20 protein-coding genes and 3 tRNA genes are annotated in these 17,998 nt (G+C 45.0%); 11 read left to right on the top strand and 12 right to left on the bottom strand.

What is annotated here, in order from left to right:
- Window positions 1-101 precede the first annotated feature (101 nt).
- The 11 genes from BZA03_RS14470 to BZA03_RS14420 all read left to right on the top strand — a co-directional run bounded on the left by BZA03_RS14470 (window position 102) and on the right by BZA03_RS14420 (window position 6,472).
- A tRNA-Gly gene (locus BZA03_RS14470) sits at window positions 102-177 on the top strand.
- 41 nt (window positions 178-218) lie between these two features.
- Window positions 219-292, top strand: a tRNA-Cys gene (locus tag BZA03_RS14465).
- A gap of 59 nt (window positions 293-351) precedes the next feature.
- Window positions 352-438, top strand: a tRNA-Leu gene (locus BZA03_RS14460).
- A 127-nt stretch (window positions 439-565) separates the two neighbouring features.
- Complete coding sequence (locus tag BZA03_RS14455; protein WP_014949607.1) at window positions 566-1,258, top strand: tRNA-uridine aminocarboxypropyltransferase; 693 nt, start codon at window positions 566-568, stop codon at window positions 1,256-1,258.
- Window positions 1,259-1,332: 74 nt separating this feature from the next.
- The gene (gene tpx, locus BZA03_RS14450; RefSeq protein ID WP_110289140.1) at window positions 1,333-1,830 is read left to right on the top strand and encodes a thiol peroxidase; all 498 of its coding nucleotides are present in this window, start codon (window positions 1,333-1,335) and stop codon (window positions 1,828-1,830) included.
- 122 nt (window positions 1,831-1,952) lie between these two features.
- Window positions 1,953-2,783, top strand: a complete 831-nt coding sequence (locus tag BZA03_RS14445; protein WP_014976630.1) for a sulfurtransferase — start codon at window positions 1,953-1,955, stop codon at window positions 2,781-2,783.
- 82 nt (window positions 2,784-2,865) lie between these two features.
- Window positions 2,866-3,591, top strand: a complete 726-nt coding sequence (gene cobB / locus BZA03_RS14440; protein ID WP_014976629.1) for a Sir2 family NAD+-dependent deacetylase — start codon at window positions 2,866-2,868, stop codon at window positions 3,589-3,591.
- A 12-nt stretch (window positions 3,592-3,603) separates the two neighbouring features.
- Window positions 3,604-4,230, top strand: coding sequence for a LysE family translocator (locus tag BZA03_RS14435; protein ID WP_110289139.1), 627 nt, complete (start codon window positions 3,604-3,606; stop codon window positions 4,228-4,230).
- A gap of 82 nt (window positions 4,231-4,312) precedes the next feature.
- On the top strand, window positions 4,313-5,044 hold the full coding sequence (locus BZA03_RS14430) for a stress protein (protein ID WP_014949602.1): 732 nt from the start codon (window positions 4,313-4,315) through the stop codon (window positions 5,042-5,044).
- Window positions 5,037-5,828 (top strand): glucosaminidase domain-containing protein, encoded by a 792-nt coding sequence (locus tag BZA03_RS14425; protein WP_014949601.1) that lies wholly within the window; start codon window positions 5,037-5,039, stop codon window positions 5,826-5,828. Before BZA03_RS14430 ends, BZA03_RS14425 begins: the two co-directional genes overlap by 8 nt.
- Entirely contained in the window at window positions 5,825-6,472 is a 648-nt protein-coding gene (locus tag BZA03_RS14420) for a DUF2987 domain-containing protein (protein WP_075177958.1), read from the top strand. The genes BZA03_RS14425 and BZA03_RS14420 overlap by 4 nt, the downstream gene beginning before the upstream one ends.
- Window positions 6,473-6,486: 14 nt before the next feature.
- On the opposite strand, the gene BZA03_RS14415 is transcribed toward BZA03_RS14420, so the two are convergent.
- From BZA03_RS14415 to ccoN, 12 genes are all read right to left on the bottom strand, one after another.
- Entirely contained in the window at window positions 6,487-7,509 is a 1,023-nt protein-coding gene (locus BZA03_RS14415; protein WP_014979378.1) for a patatin-like phospholipase family protein, read from the bottom strand.
- Entirely contained in the window at window positions 7,510-8,463 is a 954-nt protein-coding gene (ttcA, locus tag BZA03_RS14410; RefSeq protein WP_110289138.1) for a tRNA 2-thiocytidine(32) synthetase TtcA, read from the bottom strand.
- Window positions 8,464-8,611: 148 nt separating this feature from the next.
- A complete protein-coding gene (gene uspE / locus BZA03_RS14405) occupies window positions 8,612-9,535 on the bottom strand; it encodes a universal stress protein UspE (RefSeq protein WP_110289137.1) in 924 nt (307 codons plus the stop codon).
- Window positions 9,536-9,779: 244 nt separating this feature from the next.
- Window positions 9,780-10,517, bottom strand: a complete 738-nt coding sequence (fnr, locus tag BZA03_RS14400; protein WP_014949596.1) for a fumarate/nitrate reduction transcriptional regulator Fnr — start codon at window positions 10,515-10,517, stop codon at window positions 9,780-9,782.
- 45 nt (window positions 10,518-10,562) lie between these two features.
- On the bottom strand, window positions 10,563-11,222 hold the full coding sequence (locus tag BZA03_RS14395) for a sulfite exporter TauE/SafE family protein (RefSeq protein ID WP_014976623.1): 660 nt from the start codon (window positions 11,220-11,222) through the stop codon (window positions 10,563-10,565).
- Entirely contained in the window at window positions 11,209-11,439 is a 231-nt protein-coding gene (gene ccoS / locus BZA03_RS14390) for a cbb3-type cytochrome oxidase assembly protein CcoS (protein ID WP_014949594.1), read from the bottom strand. Before ccoS ends, BZA03_RS14395 begins: the two co-directional genes overlap by 14 nt.
- A gap of 1 nt (window position 11,440) precedes the next feature.
- Entirely contained in the window at window positions 11,441-13,909 is a 2,469-nt protein-coding gene (locus tag BZA03_RS14385) for a heavy metal translocating P-type ATPase (protein ID WP_110289136.1), read from the bottom strand.
- A complete protein-coding gene (locus tag BZA03_RS14380) occupies window positions 13,909-14,388 on the bottom strand; it encodes a FixH family protein (RefSeq protein ID WP_039227668.1) in 480 nt (159 codons plus the stop codon). Before BZA03_RS14380 ends, BZA03_RS14385 begins: the two co-directional genes overlap by 1 nt.
- Window positions 14,389-14,604: 216 nt before the next feature.
- The gene (ccoP, locus tag BZA03_RS14375) at window positions 14,605-15,558 is read right to left on the bottom strand and encodes a cytochrome-c oxidase, cbb3-type subunit III (RefSeq protein WP_110289135.1); all 954 of its coding nucleotides are present in this window, start codon (window positions 15,556-15,558) and stop codon (window positions 14,605-14,607) included.
- 16 nt (window positions 15,559-15,574) lie between these two features.
- A complete protein-coding gene (locus BZA03_RS14370; RefSeq protein ID WP_014949591.1) occupies window positions 15,575-15,736 on the bottom strand; it encodes a cbb3-type cytochrome c oxidase subunit 3 in 162 nt (53 codons plus the stop codon).
- 1 nt (window position 15,737) lies between these two features.
- The gene (gene ccoO, locus BZA03_RS14365) at window positions 15,738-16,343 is read right to left on the bottom strand and encodes a cytochrome-c oxidase, cbb3-type subunit II (RefSeq protein WP_014949590.1); all 606 of its coding nucleotides are present in this window, start codon (window positions 16,341-16,343) and stop codon (window positions 15,738-15,740) included.
- 15 nt (window positions 16,344-16,358) lie between these two features.
- Window positions 16,359-17,792, bottom strand: a complete 1,434-nt coding sequence (ccoN, locus tag BZA03_RS14360) for a cytochrome-c oxidase, cbb3-type subunit I (protein ID WP_014949589.1) — start codon at window positions 17,790-17,792, stop codon at window positions 16,359-16,361.
- Window positions 17,793-17,998: the final 206 nt, after the last annotated feature.

The following is a 17,998-nucleotide window of genomic DNA, read 5'->3' as shown; positions in this document are numbered from 1 at the left end:
AATTTAAACGCTTTTTTGTGTTGACAGTTTTGAATGGGTAGGTAGAATGCACCCCACATTTCGAGAGGACATCAACCAAACGAAATGGTCGATTAAGACATGCGGGAATAGCTCAGTTGGTAGAGCACGACCTTGCCAAGGTCGGGGTCGCGAGTTCGAATCTCGTTTCCCGCTCCAATCTCTTAGAGATGAGTTTTAATCACGCGCCAGACGCATCTGGCGGAATGGCAGAATGGCTATGCAGCGGATTGCAAATCCGTCTATCTCGGTTCGACTCCGGGTTCCGCCTCCAAACGCTGCAACGCAGCATCAGGTTCTACGCCTGACACCTTTGCTGAAAAGCAACCCGATGCCCGGGTGGTGAAATTGGTAGACACAAGGGATTTAAAATCCCTCGCTGGTAACAGCGTGCCGGTTCAAGTCCGGCCCCGGGCACCATTTATCTACTCCCAATTTTCCAAACTTTAATCAAAAAATTGATAAGATAATTGCGCTCTTTTATCACACGTTTCTATGGTAAAATCCGTAAAAATTTTGGCAAAGACGTACTATCTTGAATTCTGTTATGTCACTTCGTTTAGACGAGTTATCTCGTGCTGAACGTCCATTCCACGCTCGTGGGAGTAAAGTAGTTCGCTGCGACGCATGTCTGCTTCCAACGCAAAACTGTATTTGTGAATTTAAGCCTGAGGCTGGCACTGATGTGGCGGTTTTGTTCTTGATGTACAAAGGTGAATATTATAAGCCTACTAATACCGGTCGTTTAATTGCGGACGTGGTTAAAGATAACCACGCATTTTTGTGGAAGCGCACCGAGCCAGAAGAGGCGCTATTGGCGTTACTTCGCAACGAAAAATATTTTCCTATCGTGGTATTCCCACACGAATATGCTGCAGCTGAACGTTGTATTGATACGCCACCATTGAATACTGGGAAAACGTTACTATTTATTTTCTTGGATGGAACGTGGCGTGAAGCAAAAAAAATGTTCGTGAAGAGCCCTTACTTGCATGACTTTCCTGTGTTGGGCGTGAGTATGGACGTAGCGTCAGATTATTTACTACGCGAATCTACCCATGATTTCCAACACTGTACTGCTGAAGTTGGTATTAGCGTTTTAGACCTTGCGCAGCAGAAGCAAGGGGCGCAAACCTTAGCGCATTATTTCAGTGTGTTTAGACGGGAATATTTAAAAGGTAAGCCGCATTTGCAGCATAAGCTTGCGTTTGCAGAGTCGCAGGTTAAAAGTAATATTTAAAAAGCGTCACTTTTAATTGCGAAAGTATTGTTTTACATCCACTATTTCATATTAACAAAACACGGAGAAAGCGAATGGCATCAGTTACTTTTCAAGGCAATACAGTTACGACAAAGGGTCAGCTTCCTGAAGTAGGCACATCTGCACCAGACTTTACATTAGTGAAAGCAGATTTGGGTGAAGTAACACTGTCTGAGCTTGCAGGAAAAAATGTGGTATTAAACATTTTCCCTTCAATCGACACGGGAACATGTGCAATGTCTGTCCGTAAATTCAACGAAGAAGCGGCAAAATTGGATAACACTACAGTTATCTGTGTATCGGCAGATCTTCCGTTTGCAGCGGGTCGTTTCTGTGGTGCTGAAGGTATTGAAAATGTACTTACAGGCTCGTCTTTCCGCTCAAACTTTGGTGATGACTATGGTGTTACCTTTGAATCAGCGCCGCTTACTGGGCTGCTGTCTCGTTCAGTAGTGGTTATCGATGCCGAAGGCAAAGTGGTTTACACAGAGCAAGTTGCAGAAACAACAGAAGAGCCGAACTACGACGCGGCTATCGCAGCTCTTAGCTAAGTAGATCCGCAACATAGGTTAGTTGGTTAGCTAACTATGTAATGTGTTTGAATACGTACCGATTTGTTTTATCGGGGTATTACAGGGCACTCACTGATGTGGGTGCCTTTTAGGAGAATGTAATGGCATCGGTATTGCTCTCAGTTGGTGAATTAGCCAATGTAATGCAACAAAAGCCGGTAACGCTTGTACGAGCGTTAATGGACGACCCCGTTTCAAAAACACCAGATACGCGCACGGCAATGGTTTTACCTGCGTCAGTCGACTTTGACTTAGATAGTGAAGGTAGCGATCACACTACAGGTCTCCCTCACAGTATGCCTTCTGCAAATGACCTTGCAATTTATCTTGGTAATCAGGGCATAACTGCGAATACACCTATTACGGTATACGATACCCGTGGAATATATTCTGCGCCAAGAGTGTGGTGGATGTTAAAAGCGTTGGGCCACCAAGATGTTTATATATTAAATGGCGGACAGCCTGCATGGGAAAAAGCAGCGCTGCCGGTTTCAGAACAACAACAATACGGAAAATTAACCTATCAAGCTACGCCTAGGCCTGGTTGGTTCGCAAATTCCGGTGCAGTACTTCAGGCAATAAATACTGAAGCACAACTTGTTGATGCGCGCAGCGCGCCGCGATTCAAAGGAGAAGTGTCAGAGCCTCGTGAAGGAGTACGTTCAGGTCATATGCCTGGTGCGTTTAATATTCCTTTTGACACCTTACTCAAAAGCGGGCATTTTTTGCCAGTTGAGCAGCTTAAGGCTGTTTTTGACCGCGCTAATATCGATTTACGCAAACCCATTATTTGTACGTGTGGTTCTGGCGTTACCGCCTGCATAATTGGAGTGGCGGCATTATTGTGCGGCGCTACTCAGGTTTCAGTATACGATGGCTCTTGGTCAGAGTGGGGCGCTGATACTCAATATCCTGTGGTCAAAGATATGTAAAGAGTCGCGGCTTTTAACTAAGTAAATATACAACATGCTAATCGTATAATTAGCGCTATAACTACAGAGTAAGAACAACCTGATGCCATCTGATCAATCTCTACCCAATATTGTTATTCTTACCGGTGCGGGTATTTCCGCTGAATCTGGATTAAAGACATTTCGGGATAATGACGGCCTTTGGGAAAATCATCGCGTAGAAGAGGTGGCCACCCCAGAGGCTTTTGAACAAAATCCTAGCTTAGTTTATCGCTTTTACAACGCTCGACGTGCGCAGTTACAGCAAGACGACGTGAATCCTAATGCAGCGCATGAGGCGCTGGCCAAACTTGAGAAAGCGTTCGGTAGCAACCTGATGTTGGTTACTCAAAATGTGGATGACTTGCATGAGCGCGGTGGAAGCCAGTCTGTTTACCATATGCATGGCAAGCTGCTATCTGCGCGCTGCGCTATAAGCCAGCAGACTTTTGACTGGAGTGATAGTTTTGATCACACCACTAAATGCCCGTGTTGCAACAGAGTAACCTTACGACCGGATATCGTGTGGTTTGGTGAAATGCCCATGTACATGGAAGAGATTTACGATGCGCTTTCAAAGGCTGATGTGTTTATTGCCATTGGCACATCAGGTAATGTCTATCCTGCCGCGGGTTTTGTTCAGATCGCTAAAGAAAGTGGCGCACACACCATAGAGGCAAATTTGGAGCCGGGCGTAACTAATGCATTGTTCGATGAATCGCTAACAGGCCCTGCTTCTCACATCGTCCCACAATGGGTTGATCAATTAATGTCAAAGTACGCGCTGTAGGAGGCGCATAACATGCAGTATATGAATGAGTTTCTTACCATTGCGTTGGTACACCTTGTGGCTGTTGCTAGCCCAGGGCCAGATTTCGCGGTGGTTGTTCGAAACAGCGTGGCCTATGGCAGACGTATCGCCATGTACACCAGTATAGGGATTGGCTTAGCTATATTACTGCATGTGGCTTACTCGTTAGTGGGGCTTAGTGTGGTTATTGCAACTACTCCATGGTTATTCACCACATTTAGCTATGCCGCCGCAGCTTATTTACTGTACCTTGCGTTTGGTGCGCTTAGAAGCGGGCCTGTAAAGCAGGACCAGGCAGTTAACGCTGAAAAGAAAACATCCCACATATCTGCAAAGCGCGCAGTTTGGATGGGCTTTCTCACAAATGGACTAAACCCAAAAGCAACGCTATTTTTCCTCTCATTGTTTACTGCAATTATTAGTATTGATACTCCATTTACAGTGAAACTTGGCTACGGTATCTATTTAGCTATAGCTACTGGACTGTGGTTCTGTTTTCTTTCATACCTTTTGAGCACCAGTAAAGTAGCTGATCTTATTGGTAAAAAAGGGTATTGGTTAGACCGTGCGATGGGGGTGCTACTCGTCGGTTTAGCTGCGAAATTAGTACTAGGTTAACGTTTGTTTACCTTACAAACAGGCATTTGTTTTTGTGAATTGGTATAATCGCGCCGATTTTTCAAAAAGATAAGAGAGTTGTGTGAAAGACGTAAACCAAGACCGCCTGAACAATACGTTGTCTAAACAGTATCAATTTGATACCAAAGGTCTATTGCGCCGCGCTGCCGGTTTAACAAAGGCAAACTTTTCATCATTGCTGCAGGGAAGTGTTGTTCTATTTTTGACGTTTGTCGTGTTAGGTGTATTTGCTCAGCAGTACATCACAATAAATGACGATGGGACCTATGTATTCGAGCATCAGTCTATCATAGAAATTGTTGCAATCTGCATCGTTGCCCCGCTGTTGACGGGGTTGTATATGATGGGCGTTTTTGTTGCCCGCGGCACTAAAACTTCAGTATTTACCGTATTCCAGTTTTTCCCCTTGATATTTTTGCTGGCGCTAACTCAGCTAGTGAACAGTATTCTTGTTCAACTAGGTATGATGTTGCTTATTATACCCGGCGTTTATTTTTATTTAGCCTCGTCCTTTTCACTTATGTTGGTTGCTGACAGAAAGTTAACGCCAATTAGCGCGATCATCCTGTCGTGTCGCGTATTTAATGCATACTGGGCTCAAATCGCCAGCATATTTGGTGTGTTCTTTTTACTGTTTGTGTCGGTGCCATTAACGCTGGGCTTTTCACTTATTTGGGTATTACCTTTTTATTTTAGTATGATGGGCTTGCTCTATCAGGAACTGATTGGCGAGCAGGGAGTAAGCACGGAAGCATCTGAAAACGATGTGAATGAGTCTAGCTTCGATGCATAAGCGTGAAACCTTTAAAATTGTCCTCATTACGTTAGGCGTATTGGCGGTAATCGTCATTAACGCCATAATTTTTACTGAGGACGAACCGGATATTTTAGATATACCGCAAACGGTTGAAGCTAAAAAGCCGGTGCCTAACTTCTCTGCCTATACAGATGTAAAAGAGAAGAAAGAGGCATTTTTTAACTATTTACGTCCCGAAATAGAGAAGCAGAATGCGTATCTACTCACGCTAAGACATTACGTACAAACCTTATATAGAAAGGCGTTAGCTAACGAGACGCTCTCTGAAGAAGATATGGCAAGGCTTGAATGGTTAGAAGAGGAATATCGAGTTAAGCCAACGCAGCCGCTAAAATCAAAATTGCTAGCTTTGCTACAAAAGATTGATGTTCTACCAGCCGAACTCGTGCTCGTGCAAGCCGCGAATGAGTCAGCTTGGGGCACCAGCCGGTTCGCAAGAAAGGGCTATAACTTCTTTGGCTTATGGTGTTTCTCTAAGGGGTGTGGTTTTGTTCCTAACCGTCGAAACGATGGGGCATCTCATGAAGTTGCCAAATTCGACAGTTTGTCGCGTGCAACGTACACCTACATGCGAAATTTAAACCGCCACGACGCGTATGCGGATTTAAGAGAGATCCGCAGTCGACTGCGTGCAAACCAAATTCCTATTACTGGTGTTGCGTTAGCTGAAGGGCTAATGAACTATTCTGAGCGAGGAGCCGCTTATGTTGAAGAGCTTCAAACTATGATCCTATTTAACGAGGAGTTTTTATCCGAATGATACGCGCTGCTTTATTTTTTGCTTCATCTCTGTTTATTGGTGTAGGCAGTTCTTCCGTTGCTGCTGAAACGATAGATGTTGAGTACAGCCGTTTCTATAGCCATGTTAAAAAGCTGGATAATGAAGATACCCAAGCACTTCAGTTTGCATTCGGGTTTGTTCGTGTTGGCGAAGGGCGTTTATGTGAAGTTAACGGAGCGTCTATCGTAACCGATAAGAAAACAATGCCCTTAGAAGTGAGTGATGAAGGGCGATTCACGGTGCCTACTGAAAAGGCCCTGAAACTTGCCAACGCACTGGTTCGCATCGATTTAAACGAACGCGCGAACGTGTGTGATATGTCGGTACAACTTGAAACCAAGCCGGAATATCTTAAGCAGTATTACACAAAAGACGACCTTACGTTTTTGTATGGTCAGTACGAAGCTTTCTTTAATGAAATGGGAAGCTTTTTGTCTTTCATGATGCCTTCGGTAAAGGGCTTGATGATTCAGTTTGATGACAAGAATTTAGATTTCATTACTCCACAAGGTGTGCAAATCAATAACGGCGTATTGCATCTAGAACAAGATTGGATCAACGACGCAAAAGGCTTAACACTGCCTCATGCGCCGCTACGTGTTACCGCTATGGCTTCAAGCTAAATGCATATTTGGGATTAGGTAAGAAGCTGATACCTAATTTGCTCTGCTAAACGCGCGATGGTTTCTTCGCCCTTCGCGCATAGCTCTTCGGCTCTGTGGAATTCCATAATACCCACGTCGGTAAGCTGAGGCTCAATAAGAATGTCAGGCGGGTCGCCAGCCAAACGTGAACGTGTGACGCGAGCTTGAAGTATCTCAAGTGAACTGCTCATCACGCTCATAATTCCAGGCGGGTTTCGCTTGTTCACTTTAGCGGGGACTTCGGTCAACTCTTCTTCCACTTTTTCAATCACATCAGAAGCAATGCCTTCTTCTGTCTTTACATTGCCAGCCGAGACGCTGTCTTTTTCATCTTTTTTCTCTAGGGCTTTTTCTTCTTTGTTGTCAGGAGAGAACCATTGGCGTAGTACGTTTTGACTCTTTGTAAAAAAGTCCTCGGTTTTGCGCTGGTTTTCTTCATGATCTTGTCTCAACTTTTCAAGACGAAGTGGTCGGAAATCGGCGTTAAGGTTAACCGCGATTACAAAATCGGCCCCTAATTGGCGACATAAGTTCACCGGTACAGGGTTTACAACGGCACCGTCTACCAGCCAACGATCACCATGTGCTACGGGCGCAAAAAGTGCGGGAATAGCGCAGGATGCTTGAATGGTGTCTCCGATAGGACCAGAGTTAAACACTACTTCACGGCCGGTATAAAGGTCGGTAGCCACAGCCGCAAACGGCTTAAGCATGTCTTCATAAGTCGATTCACAAAACTCGCTTGCTAGCTTGTCGAAAACCTTCTGTCCGCTGGCAATGCCGCCGCGTCTAAGTCCTACGCCCATAAGAGCAAGTACCTGCCAGTCGCTGAGGGAACATGCCCACTCTTTCAACCCTTCCAGCTTGCCACTTGCGTAGGCAGCACCAACATAGGCACCAATAGAGCATCCCGCTACAACGTCAATTTTTACGCCGAGTTTTTCTAATGCTTCAATTATGCCAATGTGAGTCCAGCCCCTTGCGGCACCGGCACCTAGCGCAAGTCCAATTTTCATTTACTTAGGTTCCATAATGTTTATTACTTCAATAGTATTATCTTCATCACTGAAGTCCGAACTATTTTCTGTAGTGAAAGAAGGTTCATCGAACCCGATATCACCGTCTTCAACCGGGCCTTCTTGTGTAGCTATAGCTTTAAAATCATAAAGGTTGCTGTCGATTAAGTGTGAAGGCGCTACGTTTTGAAGCGCGCGGAACATCGACTCTATACGACCTGGGAAGCGACGGTTCCAGTCTTGAAGCATAGCCTTTATGTTTTGGCGCTGTAGGTTTTCTTGTGAGCCACAAAGGTTACAAGGAATAATCGGAAATTCAGCGGCCTGAGAATATTTCTCGATGTCTTTTTCTGTGCAGTACGCCAATGGACGAATAACGATGTGTTCACCGTTATCGCTGACTAGCTTTGGCGGCATAGACTTAAGCTTGCCACCATGAAACATATTGAGGAAAAACGTTTCTAGCATGTCGTCGCGGTGATGACCTAATGCAATTTTAGTCGCACCTAACTCTTTTGCCGTGCGGTACAAAATACCACGGCGCAAGCGAGAACAGAGAGAGCATGTTGTCTTTCCCTCTGGAATTTTGTCTTTAACAATAGAGTAGGTGTCTTCTTCTACAATTTTGTAGTCAACGCCAATGCTTTCTAGATATTCAGGCAAGATATGTTCTGGGAAACCAGGCTGCTTTTGGTCAAGATTAACCGCAACGATATCAAAGTGAATAGGCGCAATCTTCTTTAAAAACAATAAAATATCTAGCATGGTGTAGCTGTCTTTACCGCCAGATAAACACACCATTACTTTGTCGTTGTTTTCAATCATACCGAAATCGCCAATGGCTTTACCCACATTGCGGCGAAGTCGTTTCTGAAGTTTGTTGAAGTTGTACTTTTGCTTACTTTGCGCAGCATTTAATGGCGACGCGTCAGCACTGTTTGTGCCTAAACTCATAATTAACTAGCTTGGTTTGTGATAAAGCCACCATTATACATTAAAGCGGCTTTTCGAGACCATGCTTGTGAGGTTAAATTTGTTGGTGACATACCGTGTTGGCCGCTAAGTAACGGCAAACACGGGCTATGCGGTACTGATGAAAAGATTACAGCGACAACGGCGACACAAATCCATCTGGCTTAATAGCAAGCACATCGCAATTGAGTTCGTCGATCACGTGTTCTGCAGTATTACCAATTAGGGCCGCTGAAATGCCCACACGGCCAACGGTACCAATAACAACCAGCTCTGCATCCAGTGTTTTTGCCACTTGCGGGATAACTTTTTCCGGAAGGCCTTCTCTTACTACGCATTTGTTTTCAGGAATACCGTACTTTAACGCGTGACTACGCATTTCTTTTAAATGATGATTTTTTACCGCGTCGTGGTAGGTATCGGGGTCGAACTCAGGTACTTCTATGGCGATATTAAGTGGTGTAGAAGGGTAACTGTTGACCAAATTTACGCTACCTTTCAATAAAGAGGCGTAGTCGTTAGCAATGAGGGTGAGCTTATCGTTAAGTGCGGCATGCTCATCGTCTTCACTGCCTACGTTTACTGCAGCAATAATCTCTCCTCCTTCTGGCCAGTCGTGCTCTTTAACGAGCAATACTGGGCGAGGGCATTTACGCATTAAATGCCAGTCGGTGGGGGTGAAAATAACAGAAGCAAGATCGTCGTGCTTTTTGGTTGCCTTTACCACTAAATCTATCTGATTGTTTAGGGTGTAGTAAATAATCGACTCATACGCACGATTATTCCATTCTACAACGATATCAGTTTCAGTGAATCCTTGTTCTCTTAAGTGGGTGGCAAGCCATTTTGCATGCTCCTTTGTAACTGCATCGCGCATTGACTCGCGCTCATCCGGGCTAAGCATGGTCGTCATATCATAAGATAAGTCGTATACCACCATCATGGCGGTAACTGAAGCGCCTGTTTTTGAAGCGAGTTCATAAGCTCGGCTTAGTGCAGGTTGGTTATCGCGCTCGGCATCTACCACGGCCAGAATTCGTTTACACTCAATCATAACGTCCCCCTAACTACGAAACTTAGTAGCGGCTGTCGAAATCGAAGCTTTCTAATACTAACTATAAACGACATTGGGAAAAACGTAAGTTGTTTTAGATCAAGAATTTTACGAGGCGACCATGAGTGAACCTACCTAATTGAATATGGAGCAACCGGCGTGGCGCTGAAAGGGCAGGTAGGTGGCTAACACAGGTTACAAAAAAGCGCGCTTAGTGCGCGCCTTATTTAACACTTAAAAAGGACTAACCGCAGACAACGCTAGGGCCGTTAAGCGCCGCTAGTTTGGTGTTTAGCCTATCGAAATCCAAAATAGTAATAAGCTTGCCGTCTACTTTTATGATGTTGTCTTTTTGAAAACGGCTTAACAGACGACTAATCGTTTCAATCGTTAATCCTAAATAGTTTCCAATTTCGTTGCGCGTCATGGTTAAGTGGAATTCTCTATGGGAAAAGCCACGCTCTTCAAAGCGTTGCGACAGGTGTGAGATGAAATACAGTAAGCGCTCTTCTGCGGTTCGCTTGTTTAAAAGCATGATCATGTCGTGATCTTGTTTTATTTCAGCGCTCATGAAGCTCATGATCTGGTGGCGTAGCTTTGGAAATTGCACTGACATTTCGTCGAGGGTCTCGTAGGGAAGCTCACACACCATGGCAGTTTCTAACGCAGAAGTATAGCTTTGGTGTTTGTTCTCTCTTAATGCATCGAAACCGATAATATCACCAGGAAAGTGGAAGCCGGTAATCTGTTCTTCACCTTCGGTATTAGTCACAAATGATTTGAATGAACCGGTTCTCACTGCAAATAGAGAACGGAATTTATCACCAGTTTGAATCAGCGTGTCACCTTTATGAAGCGGCTTCTTGCGTTCAATAATATCGTCAAGAGACTCGATTTCTGTTTTGTTTAACGCCACCGGTAAACACAGGTGACTGAAACTACAGTTTTGACAGTGAATAGAAAATTGGCTTCCTTTGCTCATAATGCACGCTCTCTAAAAGAATACCCGACAATAATACACCCATTTTTAAACGATTGCGCCATGAATAAGATAAGCTGCATATATTGCCATTATTACTGCAATAATTTGTCTAAAATGGTTATGTTGAAAACTTCGAACAATATATTGGCTACCAGCGCTTGCAGCGAGCAAGGTGGGTAATGTACCCAAACCGAAGAAGAACATAATAGCAGCGCCTTCTAGCGCGTTACCCGCCGCGAGAGACCAGGTAAGTGTGGAATACACCAAACCGCAAGGAAGCCAACCCCAAATAAAACCATAAGGCAACGCACTTAAAGGGGTCTTAAATGGCAAAAAGCGTTTTGAAAGCGGCTGGACTTTGGAAAATAGGCCTTTACCCGCATTTTCCAGCACTGTTAAGCCAGTCCACCACTTACCCAAATAACACGCCAGTAGAAGCAACATGATTCCGCTAAGTAGGGAAAGGGCATAGTTGGCAAGAGGTATATAATCTGCTGCAATTTTTCCAAGTGCCCCGGTTATTGCTCCGGCGATGGTGTAGCTCACTATACGTCCCATGTTATAGGCAAGGGTATAGGGTAGTGCTGAAGCGCCTTTAGGCGAAACCATCCTTAGCGCAGCGACAATTCCACCGCACATTCCCACACAGTGAACTCCACCGGCTAAGCCGATAAGAAAGGCAGAGAAGTAGTTAATCCCTTCCATGTGGCGCTTGGCTTTTGTCTACTTTACTGTCTTGAAGTTGCTTGCGTTGCTCAGCTAGCTTTTTTTCTTCTGGCGGAAGATCATCGTCAAACAGTATGCTATACCCTTGGCGATCCAAATCTTCAAATTGATTGGTTTTCACCGCCCAAAAGAATATCACAATAGCGACGGCAACAATGATGATGGCGATTGGAATTAATACGTAAATAATACTCATGCTATTTGCTCAAAAGTCGCGTTGAGTTTGTGACCACAATGATACTGCTTAACGACATACCAACAACAGCCATCCACGGTGAAAGTAGGCCTGATACGGCGAAAGGTAAGATCAAAACGTTGTAACCTACCGACCAGCCGATATTTTGCCTTATTTTTTGCTTCACTTGATGCGCAGTTCGAATAAGCTCTGGTACAGAAAGCAGCTGATCGCCAAGCAGTATCACGTCGGCGGCAGTTTTAGCCACGTCTGTGGCATTACCCACTGCAATTGCCACATCAGCGCTGGCAAGAACTGGAGCGTCGTTAATACCGTCACCCATCATCATCACTTTCGCGCCAGATTGCTGCATAGCTTGAACGGCTTCGTACTTTTGCTCAGGTGTTAGGCCACCTTTAACGGTCGAAATTGGCAATGGTGCGGTAAGCGCATTAACGTTTTGCTGTGTATCACCACTTAAAACGGCGAGGGTATGGCTTACAGCTAATATATCGAGAGTTTCTTGCGTATCTTCTCTTAGTGAATCCTTTACTTCATACGCCGCCATAATACGCCCCTTAACCGTGAGAAACACGTTAGCTGAAGGGAACGCTTCAATGAGTTTTAGCTGTGATTCGTGAACGCTGAATGCTGCAGATCCCATAGAAAACAACGTGTCATTGATCTCACCGCTGATACCACCTCCTGGCGTAACGGTAAAATTAGTCACTTTGTGTACCGTGTTATCGATGGCGTCAGCACTACTGCTAGAGGCAGAAGTCTCGCTTAGGGCTACACCGTCGCTAAAGGCTATACCGTCGCTAAAGGCTTTGGCAATCGGATGTTCAGAGCGTGACTCCAAAGCGCGCGCAATTGATAGCGCACTATTACTATCCACGCCGTCAACGTACCAGGCATTTGAAATAGTAAATTTGCCTTTTGTGAGCGTGCCGGTTTTGTCTAAAGCGATGGTGTCAATGTCAGTAATTTGTTCTAGCGCATCGGCCCGTTTTAGTAAAATACCTTGTCGGTTTAACTTTGCCATAGCGCAGGTTAACGCTGATGGCGTAGCCAACCCTAGTGCGCAAGGGCAGGTTGCAACCAGCACCGATATGGTGATCCAAAATGCCTCGTCGCTACCCTGATACGCCCAAAAGCCATAGGTTAACGCCGAAATCAGCAATACCGCGGTAACGAAATAGCGAGAAAAATTATCGGCTATCTGCGCTGCTTTAGGCTTACTCGCCATCGCACTTGCTTGCAGTCGTACAATTTGATTTACCAGCGCATTTTTAAGGGTCTGCGTAACCGTAATGGTTAGCGTACCATCTTGACAAACCGTGCCGCCGTAAACCGGGCTACTGTTCGACTTACGCACGGGGTTAAACTCGCCGGTAAGCATAGATTCGTCAACCGCTGCGTTGCCGTCGGTTACCACCCCATCAATGGGGACTGTTTCACCAGGCTTCACTAGCACTACGTCGTCAATTTTTAGCTGCTTAGCCAGACACTCGGTTAGGCTGCCATCCGGATTTAGTTTGGTCGCTGATACGGGCACATACTGCATCATATTGGCAGAGATCTGTGCGGCGCGATGGCGACTGCGATGTTCTAAAAAGCGGCTGAGTAACAGCAGGAAAATGAACATACAAATAGATTCAAAATACACTTCGCCCTGTTCTAATACAGTCGAACGTATTCCTGCAATGTAAGTACCGAATATGGCAAGCGTAACGGGTACGTCCATATTAACCGTTTTGGCGCTTAGCGCTTTAGCGGCGCCCACATAAAAGGTGCTGCCTGAATACAGCACCACAGGTGTAGTAAGCGTAAGGGCAACCCAATAAAAATATTGGCGGGTCTCTAACTCAATGGCGCCGAACCAATCAAAATAAAGCCCAGTCATTAGCATCATAACCTGCATGGTCATAATGCCTGCTAGGCCAAGCTTTTTTAGAAAGGTCTTTTGCTCGCGTTTATAACTGGCTTCGTGTTCGTCGGGGTGAAATGGTGACCCAACATAACCAATGCGTTTTAGCGTAGATAGAATTTGGCTAAGCTTAATTTGAAATGGTGACCAAGTGACTAAAGCGCGGCGCTCTTGTACATTCACCGCGACTTGCTTTATTCCTTCAACTTTTGACAACTGCTTTTCGATAAGCCAGCCACACGCAGCGCATGTAATACCTTCAAGGGTCAACTGAATCTGTTTGTCCTGACCTTCTTCAAACACGAACTCTTCTTGAAGGGAAGGGTCGTCATAGACTTTTAGCTTATCTAACGTTTCTAAAATACTGTCGTCAGATTTTTGCGCCGGTTCGGTTCTAAACTGGTAATAGTCTTCAAGGCCGTTGTTAACGATCGCTTCAGCTACCGCTAAGCAGCCAGGGCAACACATGTCTCGTTGTTGCCCTAAAATGACAGTAGTAAATTTCCCATTGTCTGGACTCGCTATAGGCAAGCCGCAATGGTAACAGTCGTGCTTTGTCATTATGGATTGAATTTCATTTTGCCAGTGTGGGGCAGATAGACCGTGTTTTGAATTTTCCAGCTATCATCAATCGGCGTCAGCGATATGCGCCATTTACCGTCAAGGTTTTCTTCAATAAAGCCGCGATAAATACCGTTAGCGTCGCGACTCAATAAAACGCTAACATCGCGCTCTTCTAGCGTTACGTGATAGAAACTTAATTTAACCGCGTTACCTTCTTGAGGAATCCCCGAATGAAATTGCAGCGCTATGCTTCCATCTTCAATGGTTAAATCAGTGGTGATATTCATGCGGCGGGCTATGGCTTCCTTGTCCAGACGGGCATTAATTGCTTTTCCTTCTTTGTAGTAGTCGTCTACCACCAAGCTATCTTCGGTAGAAATAGCAAGGTTTAATAACACGCCACCCATGATGAGGGTAATGATAGGAACGGCAATTAAAAACCAGGGCCAGAACTCTTTATACCAGGGTCTATTCATCGAAATCTTTTCTCGTATTTACTTCACTAACAACATATTTATTTTTACTTCCCCAACTACACGTAAAGCCGGTAAATAATGATAAATATAGTGTTGGCGAGACATATTAAAAGTGTACAAAAAATGTTCGCATGGCACTCTCTATACCGCTGTATTTTCTCATAAAAAAAGCCCCGTAGTAACGAGGCTTTTTAAGATATTTAATGATTTAAATCATTAATCATTTGAAAGGCTGTATACATACGCTGCAACAACGTGAATTTTGTCATCACCCAAGGTTTTCTTGAATGAAGGCATTACACCGTTACGACCGTAAGTAAGCGTTTCTGTTACCGCTCTGTGGCTGCCGCCGTATAGCCAGATATTGTCAGTAAGGTTTGGTGCACCAAGTGCTTGGTTACCTTTACCGTCCATACCGTGACAAGCCGCACACGCTGCGAAACGAGCTTTACCTGCTTCTGCAAGCTGAGGGTCCACATCGCGACCGCTTAAACTAAGTACGTAGTTAACCACTTCTTCGATACCGTCTTCACCCATAGCATCTAGCCATGCTGGCATAGCTGCTTTACGACCAAGCGTAAGAGTTTCAACGATTTTCGCACCTGAACCACCGTACAACCAGTCGTTGTCCGTTAGGTTAGGGAAGCCGCCATTTTGACCACGTGCATCAGAACCGTGACACTGAGAGCAATTTTGTAGGAACAAACGCTGACCTACTTTATTTGCTTCTGGGTCTTTAGCCAGTTCTTCAACAGGAACTTGTGCATACGCTTCGAAGATCGGATCGAACTTCTCGGCAGCAAAATCTAGTTCACGATCATATTCTACTAGGTAGCCTTGCTCTTTAGCCTCAATACGCGCCTGAGCTGACTCTTCTAGCGATTGAATATTTTGGTTAGAACTCTTCCAACCCAAAATACCTTCATACGCACCTAGGCCAGGATAAAGCGCTAGGTATAAAAAGCCCCAAACGATGGTCATGTAGAACATAATTGTCCACCAGCGAGGAAGTTGGTTGTTCAACTCCTCAATACCATCAAATTCGTGACCCATTGACTCACCTTCAGCTACGCCAGTCTTGTTAGAAAGGCACCAGCGAAGAAGGAAGTAGCAACCAATGATTAACCCTAGGGTTATCACTGAAATCCAAATTGTCCAAAACATACTCATGAGTTCGAGACTCCTGCTAATCTTCTTTTGATTTTTCTTTTTCTTCGTCTGCAAACACTAGGTTTGCAGCTTCATCGAATTTTTTCTTGTTGCGGCTGCTGAACGCCCACCATACAACACCGATGAAGCTTACAAAGACGATGACAGTAAAAATGCTGCCTACAATTCCTTGGTCCATATTATTTCAAATGTGTGCCAAGAGATTGTAGATAAGCAATAAGGGCCTGCATTTCCGTTTTGCCCTGTACTGCCGCTTTCGCACCCGCGATATCTTCGTCGGTATACGGAACGCCAAATCCACGGAATACTTCCATTTTTTCAGCTGTTAACTCGCCATTAAGCGTGTTTTCCGCAAGCCAAGGGAAACCTGGCATATTCGACTCTGGTACCACGTTACGAGGATTAAGCAGGTGAACTCGGTGCCATTCGTCGCTGTAACGACCACCAACACGTGCTAGGTCAGGACCAGTACGCTTAGAACCCCAAAGGAAAGGGTGCTCCCATACTGATTCGCCAGCAACGCTGTAGTGACCATAACGCTCTGTTTCAGCGCGGAATGGACGGATCATCTGGCTGTGACAACCTACACAACCTTCACGGATGTAGATATCACGGCCTTCAAGCTCAAGCGCGGTATATGGACGTAAGCCTGTTACCGGTTCCATGGTTTGCTGTTGAAACATCAACGGCGTTATTTGAACCATGGCACCGAAGCTGATAGCGATAAGGATTAATACCGTTAACAGACCGACGTTCTTTTCAATTAACTCATGTGCGTTTTTCATTATTCGTCTCCTTTACTACGCCGGCTGAGTCGCTGGGTCTGCAGCGATACTGCCTTTAGGTGCACGAACGGTTTTCCATGTGTTGTATGCCATAACAAGCATACCTGCTACCACGAAACAACCACCAATGAAACGAACCACATAGAAAGGCTTAGACGCTTCTAATGACTCAACAAAGCTATAGGTTAACGTACCGTCAGCATTTACTGCACGCCACATTAGACCCTGTAGTACACCAGACATCCACATTGCTACGATGTATAGAACAACACCGATAGTTGCGAACCAGAAGTGTACGTTAACTAGCTTGGTGCTATACATAGCGCGCTGACCGAATAGCACTGGAATTAAGTGGTAAATTGAACCAATTGAAACCATTGCAACCCAACCTAGAGCACCAGAGTGTACGTGACCAATTGTCCAGTCAGTGTAGTGAGACAGTGCATTAACGGTCTTGATTGCCATCATTGGGCCTTCGAAGGTAGACATACCGTAGAAAGACAATGAAACAATAAGGAAACGCAATACTGGGTCGGTGCGAAGTTTATGCCACGCGCCAGATAGCGTCATAATACCGTTAATCATACCACCCCAAGATGGAACGAATAGGATAATAGACATCACCATACCTAGTGACTGAGTCCAGTCTGGTAGGGCAGTGTAGTGAAGGTGGTGAGGACCAGCCCAGATATACAGCGAGATAAGTGCCCAGAAGTGAACAATTGAAAGTCTGTATGAATAAACCGGGCGACCAGCTTGCTTAGGTACGAAGTAGTACATCATACCAAGGAAGCCCGCAGTCAGGAAAAAGCCTACCGCGTTATGGCCGTACCACCACTGCATCATAGCGTCTACTGCGCCTGCATACAGTGAATACGATTTAGTGAAAGATACCGGAATAGCCATGCTGTTACCAATATGAAGAATTGCAACAGTTAACATGAACGCGCCTAAGAACCAGTTTGCAACATAAATGTGCGAAACTTTACGGATTACTAGGGTTCCGAAGAAGTTAATGATATAAGCGACCCAAACCAGTGCCAAAAGGATATCAATTGGCCATTCTAGTTCAGCGTATTCTTTTGAGCTGGTTAAACCCATAGGCAGGGTGATAACAGCTAAAACGATAACGGCTTGCCAACCCCAAAAGGTAAATGCGGCAAGTTTGTCACTGAACAGTCTTACCTGGCAGGTACGCTGAACGATGTAGTACGACGTTGCAAATAGCGCACAGCCGCCGAAGGCAAAAATAACGGCGTTAGTGTGCAACGGACGCAAACGTGAGAATGTTAGCCATGGTGTGTCAAAGTTAAGCATAGGTGCAAATAACTGCGCGGCAATAAATACCCCTAGGCCCATACCAATGATACCCCAGACTATGGTCATGATGGTAAATTGCCTAACTACTTTATAATTGTAGTCAGGTTGTGCTTGGCTTATTTCACTCATTTTAATGAATCTTCCACTTCAAATGAACTATGGTCTCCAACTGCCGGAATAGTACGGTCGAGACGTGTATCAGCTAAGGAATAACGCTTCACACCGAGCTCGGAAAGAGTAATAATTATTGTCTCCAAGCCAGTTGGTACGCGGATGATAAGGTTTTTAATTACAAAAAGATACCATAAACTACCTAAGCTTGATCTCCGTCAATG

Source organism: Alteromonas sp. I10, from assembly GCF_003201515.1.
In the GTDB taxonomy this organism is placed as follows: domain Bacteria; phylum Pseudomonadota; class Gammaproteobacteria; order Enterobacterales; family Alteromonadaceae; genus Alteromonas; species Alteromonas macleodii.
This window is presented reverse-complemented; position numbering and strand designations above follow the sequence as displayed.